The sequence below is a fragment of the Streptococcus sp. HMSC074F05 genome, assembly GCF_001808725.1.
GTDB classification, from domain to species: domain Bacteria; phylum Bacillota; class Bacilli; order Lactobacillales; family Streptococcaceae; genus Streptococcus; species Streptococcus parasanguinis_I.
The window spans coordinates 89,484-100,330 of record NZ_KV794411.1 but is presented as its reverse complement, the minus strand read 5'-3'; the positions used below and the strand labels follow the sequence as shown (position 1 = coordinate 100,330).

Annotated in this window: 12 protein-coding genes; 2 read left to right on the top strand and 10 right to left on the bottom strand. The window is 42.4% G+C overall.

The genetic code is table 11. The annotated features are described in order from the left end of the window. Positions 1–269 precede the first annotated feature (269 nt). On the top strand, positions 270–965 hold the full coding sequence (locus HMPREF2685_RS04230; protein WP_070465493.1) for a VIT1/CCC1 transporter family protein: 696 nt from the start codon (positions 270–272) through the stop codon (positions 963–965). A 28-nt stretch (positions 966–993) separates the two neighbouring features. On the opposite strand, the gene HMPREF2685_RS04225 is transcribed toward HMPREF2685_RS04230, so the two are convergent. The 8 genes from HMPREF2685_RS04225 to HMPREF2685_RS04190 all read right to left on the bottom strand — a co-directional run bounded on the left by HMPREF2685_RS04225 (position 994) and on the right by HMPREF2685_RS04190 (position 7,201). Continuing rightward, positions 994–1,533: an NADPH-dependent FMN reductase gene (locus tag HMPREF2685_RS04225; protein ID WP_045759196.1), complete on the bottom strand. Its 540-nt coding sequence runs from the start codon at positions 1,531–1,533 to the stop codon at positions 994–996. A 168-nt stretch (positions 1,534–1,701) separates the two neighbouring features. Next, complete coding sequence (locus HMPREF2685_RS04220; protein ID WP_070450382.1) at positions 1,702–2,625, bottom strand: L-lactate dehydrogenase; 924 nt, start codon at positions 2,623–2,625, stop codon at positions 1,702–1,704. Between the two features lie 153 nt (positions 2,626–2,778). After that, on the bottom strand, positions 2,779–3,666 hold the full coding sequence (locus tag HMPREF2685_RS04215) for an Rpn family recombination-promoting nuclease/putative transposase (protein WP_070450380.1): 888 nt from the start codon (positions 3,664–3,666) through the stop codon (positions 2,779–2,781). Positions 3,667–3,748: 82 nt separating this feature from the next. Further along, complete coding sequence (locus HMPREF2685_RS04210) at positions 3,749–5,479, bottom strand: DUF2075 domain-containing protein (protein ID WP_045759193.1); 1,731 nt, start codon at positions 5,477–5,479, stop codon at positions 3,749–3,751. Continuing rightward, positions 5,476–5,814 (bottom strand): nucleotide pyrophosphohydrolase, encoded by a 339-nt coding sequence (locus tag HMPREF2685_RS04205; RefSeq protein ID WP_003006111.1) that lies wholly within the window; start codon positions 5,812–5,814, stop codon positions 5,476–5,478. Before HMPREF2685_RS04205 ends, HMPREF2685_RS04210 begins: the two co-directional genes overlap by 4 nt. A gap of 126 nt (positions 5,815–5,940) precedes the next feature. Beyond that, complete coding sequence (locus HMPREF2685_RS04200) at positions 5,941–6,306, bottom strand: TIGR02328 family protein (protein ID WP_070465490.1); 366 nt, start codon at positions 6,304–6,306, stop codon at positions 5,941–5,943. Next, the gene (locus tag HMPREF2685_RS04195; RefSeq protein WP_070465487.1) at positions 6,307–6,684 is read right to left on the bottom strand and encodes a YbgA family protein; all 378 of its coding nucleotides are present in this window, start codon (positions 6,682–6,684) and stop codon (positions 6,307–6,309) included. A 259-nt stretch (positions 6,685–6,943) separates the two neighbouring features. Beyond that, on the bottom strand, positions 6,944–7,201 hold the full coding sequence (locus HMPREF2685_RS04190; protein ID WP_003006102.1) for a SemiSWEET family transporter: 258 nt from the start codon (positions 7,199–7,201) through the stop codon (positions 6,944–6,946). A gap of 286 nt (positions 7,202–7,487) precedes the next feature. On the opposite strand from HMPREF2685_RS04190, the gene HMPREF2685_RS04185 reads away from it, so the two are divergent. Then, positions 7,488–7,751 carry a SemiSWEET family transporter gene (locus tag HMPREF2685_RS04185; protein ID WP_003012241.1) on the top strand — a complete coding sequence of 88 codons (264 nt, stop codon included), beginning with the start codon at positions 7,488–7,490 and terminating at the stop codon, positions 7,749–7,751. Between the two features lie 365 nt (positions 7,752–8,116). Here HMPREF2685_RS04185 and HMPREF2685_RS04180 read toward each other — a convergent pair whose 3' ends face one another. Then, entirely contained in the window at positions 8,117–10,102 is a 1,986-nt protein-coding gene (locus tag HMPREF2685_RS04180; RefSeq protein ID WP_070465483.1) for an ABC transporter permease, read from the bottom strand. After that, positions 10,103–10,847, bottom strand: a 745-nt coding sequence (locus HMPREF2685_RS04175) for an ABC transporter ATP-binding protein (RefSeq protein ID WP_070465479.1), incomplete at its 5' end; no start/stop codon positions are given. It abuts the gene before it with no gap.

Sequence of the window (10,847 nt, the reverse complement as noted above, 5' to 3'; positions counted from 1 at the left end):
TTAGTTGGAGTTCTTTCCCACTCCCTTTTTATTATCCTTTTCTGACCCGTGTGACAATGCCATCAGGATCTTCAAAGGTAAGACCACTTCCGCTAAATAAACCTTGCTAGAATAGGCGAATGCCCTATTCTTTCTTTTTTGCTTGCAATGTCAAAGATTATAACTTAAATTTCATTAAATTGTCGAACTTTTATCATTTGAGTTAAAATCCTTGCTTTCTTTTTGTATTTTATTTATAATCATTCTAAATAAGACAAAGGAGATATTGTATGACTGAAATAAAACATGGAGTAGATGAATCATTTAACGACCGATTGAATATTTTGAGAGCTGCGGTTCTAGGGGCCAATGATGGAATCATTTCTATCGCTGGAGTGGTGATCGGGGTGGCCAGTGCCACGCATAACATCTGGATCATTTTCTTATCTGGCTTGTCTGCAATTCTGGCCGGTGCCTTTTCGATGGCGGGCGGTGAGTATGTCTCTGTTTCCACACAAAAAGACACGGAAGAAGCCGCTGTTAACCGCGAACAAGCCTTGTTGGATCGCGATCCAAAGTTAGCGAGAGAATCTCTCTACCACGCTTACCTTCAAAATGGAGAATGCGAAACTTCCGCAAAGATTTTGACAGAACGGGCCTTTATGAAACATCCACTCAAAGCCCTGGTCGAAGAGAAATATGGTATCGAATATGAGGAGTTTACTAATCCTTGGCATGCTGCTGCATCTAGCTTTCTTGCTTTTTCGGTTGGTTCCCTTCCTCCAATGCTCTCTATTATTCTCTTTCCAACTGCCTATCGCATCCCGGTGACGGTCTTCGTTGTTGGACTATCCTTGATCTTCACTGGCTATACCAGTGCAAAACTGGGAAAAGCACCAACCAAGCCAGCCATGCTTCGCAACCTCATCATTGGCCTTCTCACCATGGGTGTGACTTACTTCTTCGGACAACTCTTTAGTATCTAAAAAGCTGAGACTTCTGTCTCAGCTTTTCTTATGCTTCTAATAAGGCTTGTGCTTGTTTTTCCAGTCCTGCGACCGCTTCATCTGTCAAGACTAATTCACCTGTTTCCCAAGCTTCTGGGTTAACGGTTGTTCCAGTAAACTCTCCAACCACTTGAGTCCGAACGAAAGGCAAGAGCGCTTGGTAAGCCGCAAACATTGGTTCGTGTCCGGCATTGGCTACTGAAGAAACCGTTACGATCTTATCTTGAAGGGCAGATGGACCACGAGTTTCTGACAGGTCAAGGGCACGGCTAAGCCAGTCGATTAGGTTTTTCACTACACCTGGAATAGCAAAGTTATAGACTGGCGAGAAGATCCAGATGGCATCCGCAGCAAGAACCGCATCACGCGCTGCCTGCACAGCTGGTAGGGTTGGTGTTTCCAAATCTTGGTTCATCATTGGAATGTCCTTGTAGTCCAAGTAAGTCACCGTTGCTTTTCCTTCCAGAAGACTTTCTGCTTTCTTAGCCATTTGGTGGTTAAAAGATCCTTGACGAAGGGATCCGACAATAAATAAAATGTTTTTCATAGTTGTTTCCTCTTTCTGTTGTAAGAATATTTGTTATATTAACTATTATACATGTCCTAGATGTAATGTCAAGTGTTACAACTTGGAATTTACTAAGCTTTATTAAATTCACTAAGCAAGGGCTAAAATAATTGAGAGGCTAGGACTTTTGTCCCAGCCTCCTCTCTTTTATGCATGCTCCAGCCCTTTTCGTGTGTTTTCCTTGATGGTTTCGGCTGAATGGAGTAATTTTTCTTTTTCTTCTTCTGTCAAATGCAAGTCCAATCGTTCGATAATTCCTTTTCGACCTACAATCGCTGGATAGCCAAGATAGGTTCCGTATTCTGGACGATAGTTAGAGACCGGCATTTCCTCGTGGCTATCATTGATCACAGCTTCTGCTAAGCGTTGGACTGCTGCTGCAATTCCAAAATTGGTATAGAATTTGCCAAAAAAGACAGTATGACCACCACGCAAGGACTCGTAGTTGATGGTGTCCAGCTCTTCTTGAGAGAAGAGATCGGTAATAGCGTGTCCTTTGACACGGACCTGACTCCAAGCGACAAATTGAGAATTTCCATGCTCACCGAGGTTGTAACCTGATACACTAGCAGGTGAAACCTGCAAACGATCAGCGACTGCACGCTTCATCCGAGCTGTATCCAGCAAGGTCCCTGTCCCAATCACCTGCTCTTTTAGAAGGCCGGTATATTGTTGATAGAGTTGAGTGACGGCATCGACCGGATTGGTCACTACCAATAAGACCCCACTAAAGCCAGAAGCCTTCAGATCACGCGCCACTTGCACTACTTGCTTGCTAGTAAAAGGAAGCTCCGCAAAACGGTCATCTGTGTTATTAGCCTGCAACTCGATATTTCCAAGAGTCGACACCACGACATCCGCATCTTTTAAAGCCGCGTAGTCATTGACCGTGATATGCACCGGATACCCCGTATTGGCAACCGTATCACAAAAATCCAAGGCATCTGCCTTGACCTTTTTCTCATTGGTATCAATCAAGACCAAGTGATCACAGGTGTGTTTCAAAATCATGCTGTGGGCCAAGGTCGCACCCACATGCCCCAAACCAATAATACCAATTTTTCTTGTCATCAGAATCCTCTTTTCTAGTATCGATCACACTGTTGGTGAGGATAACTCTTTGTTGACTCTATTCTACCACAATTCTAGAAAGGCGGATTGAAAAAATGGGAAAATTTTCAAGTTTTTTCAAAAAAGAAAAGAGGCGATGCCTCCGTTAAAGACTCAGGAAAGAAGAGCCTTAATTTCTTCAATGGATAAGCCCGTCATATTCGAGATCAACTCAGGCGACATTCCTCGTGAGACCATCTCGCATACCAACTGTTTACGACCTTGCGCCACACCTTGTTCTAGACCTTCTTCGCGTGCTTCGTCAATAGCCGTCTCCATGGTCATATCATAATTTTCTTGAATACGAATCCGCTCGTCTATCATGGTCTTCTCCTCCTTGGTCCAGCTAGATGAATCTAATAATGAATCTGCGTGAGCAACGGCCTGACTGGGAGCTTTTGTAAAGGGAAGATTCCCAAAAAACTCCAACCACTGTCTGCCTGCATCTGTCAGGTTCTCATCTTTATTATACTTGTCTAGCTCTAAAAAGGCAACCTGCAGAAGATTTTGGTGCTTGCCATTTTTATAATAGGCCTTGAGTTGCTTGCCAGATCGGCTATTGGTCAACCAGTATTTGTTGATGGCGGCCTCTTCGTCCAGTAAGAGCGACTTCTCCAAAATCGCAATCCCATAGACGGGCTCCATCTGCTCGTACATCTTATGTGTCTGTCCTTGCTGGCGCAGTTTTTGCACATTCTCCACCAGCTGATTGGCCAAATAGTAATGGAACCGATTCAAGAAATACTGCTGCTTGCGAATCTGGATCTCGATGATCACCTCGGTCCCATCATGGAGCTTGGCTCTCACATCCACCGCAGTGGAGAACAAGTCATCTTCCTCATAAGCCATGCTGTGGGGCTGGCTTCCCTCCACAATCTGAGCGTCCGCCACATCCAGCTCCAAAATATCTCGAATAAAGGCCGTCGTCACCTCCGGCAAACTAAAAATCTTCTTGGCCATGATGTCCAAGGTCGGCGATACATGCGCGTGTCTCTTTTGCATCCTTGCTCCTTTCCGATAAAAAATAGAGGGAAGGTCCCTCTACTTCTATAATTCGAAAAAAATTTGGGAAATAGGAAGCATCTTATTTTGTCGCATTTTTTAAAGCTTGTTGAAGTTCTTCATCAACCGCATAGACGTATAGCCCGTTAACTCCACGGGTTAACAAAACATTTAACTCATTTCGTAATAATGTTTCTCCGTAATTAATCATTTCACCTGATTCAAGTTTTCTGTTTTGAACAGCACTTTTATTTTTGCTTTCACTTATATCAAAAATAATTTTCCCGTCTCTATATTTGACAGATGGGCCAATGATAACTCCCACATAATTTAGATCAAATCCCTGAACGGTAAATGTTGAGCCAATTTCATGAATCGTTTGAGACTGCTCTATCCAGGATAAATGTTTAGATTCTTTTTCTTTTGCAAGTTGTCTGTTCCACGGACAAGACCAGTCTCCGATACGGACACACCAATAGTCAGAATCCTTCGGTTTTGATTGACTACTATATTCCCAATCATAGGTTGCTGTTAAGCGTGAAATCCCTAAACTCTGATTATCATTTTTTTCCATGATTGCACTTTGAAGTTCCTCAGGAGAATCAAAAACTCTAATATCATAATCATTATCAATTGGAACCTCATTTACAACTCCAGCATCAATCAGGTTTCTTATCCACTCAACTGTTTCTTTAGTTGCATGGATACGCATTTGGTTATGTAGCGTAATGAGATTTCCTTTTAAATTGGCTTCATGTTCCAATTTCAAGAAAGCATCATCTGTCCATATTTGGGATTTATTCATGATCTGATTTTCATCATAAACTAACACGACCACTTTAGATTTAGCGAGCAAATCATTTAAATGATTCCCGCCTAAATAGGCTTGATTTTTTGCAGTCAATAACAAGTGACCTTCATCAACCACTACAATTCCAGCATCAGTTTTTTCTTTTTTCAGAGCATTTAAAAATTGAGTTGGTTTCATCACAACATTAATATTTGATCCACTCTTCCATTCCAATTTTTTCTCAATTTCTTGGTAAACACTGAGTTGATCATCATGATTCACAACCAAATTGATATCATTGTTCTCGCGAATCATCTGAGTATCTTCAGAATTCAACAAATCATCGATGAGGGAACTCATTAAAACCGTTTTCCCTGCACCAGCATCACCCTTTACTAAAATTAGAACTCCTGTTTCATTTTTACTAATGACAGATGTAATTTTGAGCAATATTTCATTTTTTGCCTTCACTTGTTCATCTGTTAACTTGTGAAACGGAGAGGATTTAAATATCGCTGAATTTCGAATAAAACTTTCTGCTGGGAATAAATAATGGTTTTTCCGATTTAGAGTTCTCCATATCTTTGAGAAAATCTCATCTAACTCTTCGGAAGTATAATATTGGTTTTGAGGATTTCCTCTTCTATTCTGAACCCTTTCAACTTGGTCAACACTTGATAAGTAAAGCATTAACCTATTCTCAATATCCAATGTCAAAGATTTATTGAAATGGTTATGCCCAATAACAAACATTTTAGAAGTTTTAGATTGTTCAAATTGTCGCCAGTCTTCTCGGTCCTTCTTTATATCATCTGACAAATGCTGATTTGTTCTACGAATGATATCTGTTGTTTCTCCGACATAAACACTATACTTGTTTTTATTCTCATCGTTTACGATATATACAGTTGGATAATCAAAGATAAGCTTAGAATGTTTCGGAGCAATCGTTTCTTTTAATTGATCAAATGTTCGATTTGAATAATCGATTTCTATAACTACGGGTGATTGAATGTTGCTCATTTTTTCTCCAAGTCCGTATATTTTTTATTATTTCCCTTGCTTAATTCTACAGGATATTTTTTTGCATTTATATCAATTTTCTCTTTTATAATTTCTTCTACATCCAGATTCAAATTATCTGCTAACATGAAAGAATACATAAAAACATCCGCAAGTTCTTCTTTGATTTCTTTTAATGACTTTTCAACTACTTCCTCTGATTGTTTCCACTGAAATAGTTCCAACAATTCGCTCGCTTCTAGTGAAATCGAAATGGCTAAATCTTTTTCATTATGAAACTTTCTCCAGTCACGTTCATCTCTAAATTGATTAATTAAGTCGATTAATTCTTTCATCCGTCTATCCTTTTCCTGTGCATAATCTCCTATTATTATAGCATGTTTGGGAAAGAAATTAACGCTTTCAAAGCATTTTGTTGGGAATTGGCGCAAAAAAACGAACCTGGTTTGGTCCGTTTTTTCTTAGTCTAGTTGAATCCCTTTTTCTGCTAGATTATCTAAGCATTCTTGAAGGTAAGTGTCCTGATGCTCAGGATAGATCGGCGTGGTTAAAGCTTCCTCTTTCAGCTCTGGGTAAGCTGGGCAGGTTTTGCCTCTGTAGGTCGGCTCCCACCACTCTGGACTGACCTTGTAGCCACGAGCGGTCATCTCCTCCATGATCAGGCGGTGATAGGCATAGAGGCGATAGGGCGAGTAGGCAAAGACATAGTTGACCGTCGCGTGCTTCTTTCCCCAGCCGTTGCCTCGAAGGGCGCAGCATTCCCGATGTTGTCCGAGGAGCTGGGGACGAGGGAGTTTGGGAATCAAATCTTGGTGCCACAGTCTCATCTATTGACCTCCTAGTAGAGTCGAGTCTTGCAAGTAGCGATTGGGATAGCGCTTAAGGAGCGTTTGGATCCCCTTGATGAGATCTTCTTGACTAGCTTGCCCATGTTGGTATTTCTCAAGTAGCAGCATGAAGTCGGCCTTTTCCTCAGGAGTCGCCTGCTTTTTAAAATAACCCCAGATATGCTGGAAGGCATTGGAGACCTGGCCACGATTTTCCGGTAAGGCCAGCGCTTGCTGGATCAGGTTCTCGACGTGACTGACCTCAACCTGGTCTTGCTTGAGGTATTCCCGGATCTCCTTGTAAATGTTGCTGGAATGACTCAGCACCAGGTATTTATTTTTGGCCCATAGGACTTGGCAGTGATGTTTTTGATCCACTCGTGTCTCCTTTTGATCTTCTCTATCAATAGTCCTCCCATTATACCATGGAAATGAGTGAAGTTATAAAAAAGAGGCTGGGACAAAAGTCCTGGCCTCTCAATTGTCTTTAGATTGTCGAGCAAGACGCAATGGTTGAGTGGGCTCTACTACGCTGATTTCATCAGCTTTTACAGCCCTACTCAACTGTGAGGAGGTGGGACGACGAAATCGAATTCTAACGAATTACCAATTTCTGTCCCACTCTCTCTTTCATTGATTACAAGGCTGTGATGGCCGTGATCAAACCAAAGATGATCCCTGGTGCATTGGCTGCAGCAAGTGGAATATCGCGTTCTTTTTTGAAGAGTCCGTAGTAAACCCAAAGGCTACAGTTGATAGCTGCGACAAGGGGTTGAACAAAGTTTCCTTTGTGACCTGCGAGGTTATCCATGATTTGTGGGAAGTAAGACACATACATCATAACAGACATAAAGGTCGCAACCCAACCAAGAATTTTCATTTGTTTTTCATTCATTTTGAAACTACCATTTCCTTTTCTTTTTTAAGTATGCACTATTCTACCTTTTGTCCTTTACAAATTCAAGTCTTTTTTTTCAAATGTTACCGAACTGTAAAGTGTCACAATCTTGTGATTTTGCAGGAAGATGGATTTCTCTTCGAGAGAGTCTTCTCTCTAGTAATTATTTTAGACACTTTGTCTAATTTTTTTGCAAATATAATCATTTTCATCTTGAATAGCATGCAAATTAATTGCATTATCTTCCTATTTATGCTATTATGATACACAGAGGTAAAATTTTATGAATAAACAAAAAATCAACCAAATCGTTGGCTCGATCGGTGCCTTTATTGGGATTATCGTTTTCATTGCCTACATCCCACAAATTATTGCTAATTTACAGGGAAACAAGGCCCAACCTTTCCAACCCTTGTCAGCTGCTATTTCTTGCTTGATCTGGGTCATTTATGGTTGGACAAAGGAACCTAAAAAAGACTGGATTTTGATCATTCCGAATTCGGCAGGTGTCATCCTAGGAGGATTGACTTTCCTTACATCACTTTAATAGAAAGCGAACAAAGACTGAACTCGACTGGTTCAGTCTTTTTTATATCCCTTTGAAAAGCAAAAACAATCGCATCGGTTTTCAAACAAAAAGCCCGCAATGAGCGAGCTTAAAAATTGACAATTCTTTTCTTTGAATAACCTTAGCTGGACTATTGTGCAAAAATCTCAAAATGATTTCTCATTATTATTTAGAGTATATTGAAACTTTCCGCTGTGAGAAAAGTGCCTGAAATAATCATGTTTCAGGCACTCGGAATTATTGAGACCTTAGGCTCAATAATTAGTCATGGAACTTCTTCGAAGTTCGCTGACGTCCGTACTCACCTAAGGAAAGTTTCTAATTTGATTCGAGCTTCTTTTTCCTTATATCTGCACAATCTTACGATAGCTCCGAGAGGTGATCCAAAAGACGATCAGGTAGGTGATAAGAAAGACGGCGCAGACGCTGATGGTCACGACGAGTACTTGGCCACTATTGATGACACCGAGCACTTTAAGAATGAGGCGGATCATATGGTAGGCAAAGGCCAGGTGGATAAAGGCAAAGATGAGAGGGAGGAAGAAGACGGTCCGTACTTGACGGTTGATGGTTCGTTTGACCTCGTGTTCATCGAGCCCCACCTGTTGGAGGATGACGAAGCGCTCACGGTCTTCATAGCCTTCTGAGATTTGCTTGTAGTAGATGACGATGACCGTTCCGACCATGAAGATCAGTGACAAGAAAATACCGATAAAGAAGATGCCACCAAAGAGGCTATTTAACTCTGCCACATCATTGGCTCGGTTACCTCCATAGATAAATGTTCCTTGGCCCTGTTGGCTACTCAATTCATCGATCATCTTGTCATAACTAGCTGCTAACTTGAGCTGCTGGTCTTCATCGACATTGACATTGAAACCACCGTAGATATTGGTATTGATGGCCAGATTTGGAAACTGAGCGACAAAGGCTGAGAGATCAGGTACGATCAGGTAGTTGAAATCCTCCGTCAGCATATTAAACTGATTTGGAACATGATCGGTGATAAAATCCTTGCTCACTTCTTCCTTGACTTGGAAGTCTTGCCCATTGATAGTGAACTGCTTTTGCCCTATCAGAGCCTTGTTATGAGCAAAGAGGATGACTTGGTTGCCGGTCAGATCAACGTGTTCTCCTGTCATTTGTTCATAACTAGCTGCATCAAAGACCATAAAGACGGTTTTAGGAGTGACGCTGCGTTCATCAGCTGGATAGACGGTGAAATCCGTGCCCTTTTGTGATTTGACCCCAAAGTTGGCATAAGTCATCAGATCGCGATTTTTGATCTCAAGATGATGCTCAGAAGCAAATTCATCAAATTTCTGGTTGATTTGCTCCAGGTCTACCCCTTTTCCTTGGACAGAGAAATCATGAGGCGCCATGATTTTCTTGACCATTTCACTACCGACATAGATGTTAGTTGCTGCAGAGATGGTCACCAATACCATAGTTGAGAGGATGGCAATGGTCGCAAGCCCCACTGCATTTTTCTTCATGCGATAGATGAGGTTAGAGACCGAGATCATGTTGTTGGGTTGGTAATAGTAGCTCTTCTTTTTCTTAAGCAGATGCAAAAAGACGGTGATCCCTGCATTAAAGAGCAGGTAGGTCCCGATCATGACCAAAATAACCGCTAGAAAGAAGGTTACAACCGCAATGATGGGGTCTTTGACAGACAAAGCCAGGTAGTAGCCAAAACCAAGAGAGGCTATACCCAAGATGGTTTGGGGCCACAAGAAGCGGGCTTTCTTTTCACCACTAGTCTTCTCACGCGTTAACTGCAGAGCATTCAAACGGAGAATGCGCCAAGCATTGAGAAGAACCAAAAGTCCAAAGATGAGGCCAAAGGTGACAAAGACCAAAGCCACAATCCCAGGTTGGAAGGTAGATACCAGCTCAACCTTCATCTTCATGAGTTTCAAGAGAAAGGCAAAGATCAGCTTGTCAAAAAGAGCTCCGATCAAGACACCGGCTGAGATGGTTAGAAAGCCAAAAAGCAAGAGTTCCTTGAAGATCATGCTGATGAGATGGCGTTTCTCAAGGCCCAGCATGCTGTAGATTCCCAGCTCCTTGGAGCGGTTTTTCATGACGAAGCTATTGGCATAGAGCACAATGATAGCCCCCGCGGCATTGACCACGAAGAATCCCAAGCTGAGAGTGAACACTATAGAAGATCCTCCTCGAAGCTCGGAAATGCGGGGATTAAAGGTCAGGGAGTCAAAGAGATAGGCGATGGTCACTGCGAGAATGACCGCAATCGCAAAAGGATAATAGAGCTTGCGGTTCTTGATCAGATTGGAGCAAGCTAATTTAGTGGTTAATCGAAACATCTACTCCACCTCACTTGCCATGACCGTCAGAGTATCTGAGATTTCTTGGAACATCTGACGTTCTGTCTTTTCCCCGCGGAAGATCTGGTTGTAGAGAATTCCGTCCTTGATAAAGAGCACGCGCTTGGCCCGAGCTGCCGCTGCGGTTGAGTGGGTTACCATGAGGATGGTTTGCCCCATGCTATTGATATCTTCAAAGACATCGAGCAACGCAGCTGAAGATTTGGAATCCAGCGCCCCTGTTGGCTCATCAGCAAGAAGGATTTCTGGAGATGTGATGATAGCCCGTGCTACGGCCACCCGTTGCTTTTGCCCACCAGAGATTTCGTAAGGGTATTTCTCAAGGAGTTGGTGAATGCCCAACTCCCGACTGACGCTCTCCACCTTGTTCATCATTTCCTTAACGGATCTGCGTGAGAGGACGAGAGGCAAGAGGATATTGTCCTTGACGGACAAGGTATCGAGCAGATTAAAGTCTTGAAAGACAAAGCCCAGTTTTTCCCGACGGAAGCTGGAGGCATCCTTGTTCTTGATCGTTGAAGTATCGGTGCCGTTGAGGTAGACCCGCCCTTCCGTCGGCTGGTCCAGCATGGCTAGGATATTGAGGAGGGTCGATTTCCCGGATCCTGATTCCCCCATGATGGCTACGTACTCGCCTTTCTCCACAGTGAAGTGAATATCCTTTAGGGCTTCAACTTGCGTCCCTTGAAAGCGGGTTTTGTAGATTTTTTTGATGTGTTGAACG

Bases quoted from the DNA above. Each gene is read 5' to 3' on its own strand.
- HMPREF2685_RS04230 (WP_070465493.1), top strand. From the start codon at position 270: ATGACTGAAATAAAACATGGAGTAGATGAATCATTTAACGACCGATTG.
- HMPREF2685_RS04225 (WP_045759196.1), bottom strand. From the start codon at position 1,533: ATGAAAAACATTTTATTTATTGTCGGATCCCTTCGTCAAGGATCTTTT.
- HMPREF2685_RS04220 (WP_070450382.1), bottom strand. From the start codon at position 2,625: ATGACAAGAAAAATTGGTATTATTGGTTTGGGGCATGTGGGTGCGACC.
- HMPREF2685_RS04215 (WP_070450380.1), bottom strand. From the start codon at position 3,666: ATGCAAAAGAGACACGCGCATGTATCGCCGACCTTGGACATCATGGCC.
- HMPREF2685_RS04210 (WP_045759193.1), bottom strand. From the start codon at position 5,479: ATGAGCAACATTCAATCACCCGTAGTTATAGAAATCGATTATTCAAAT.
- HMPREF2685_RS04205 (WP_003006111.1), bottom strand. From the start codon at position 5,814: ATGAAAGAATTAATCGACTTAATTAATCAATTTAGAGATGAACGTGAC.
- HMPREF2685_RS04200 (WP_070465490.1), bottom strand. From the start codon at position 6,306: ATGAGACTGTGGCACCAAGATTTGATTCCCAAACTCCCTCGTCCCCAG.
- HMPREF2685_RS04190 (WP_003006102.1), bottom strand. From the start codon at position 7,201: ATGAATGAAAAACAAATGAAAATTCTTGGTTGGGTTGCGACCTTTATG.
- HMPREF2685_RS04185 (WP_003012241.1), top strand. From the start codon at position 7,488: ATGAATAAACAAAAAATCAACCAAATCGTTGGCTCGATCGGTGCCTTT.
- HMPREF2685_RS04180 (WP_070465483.1), bottom strand. From the start codon at position 10,102: ATGTTTCGATTAACCACTAAATTAGCTTGCTCCAATCTGATCAAGAAC.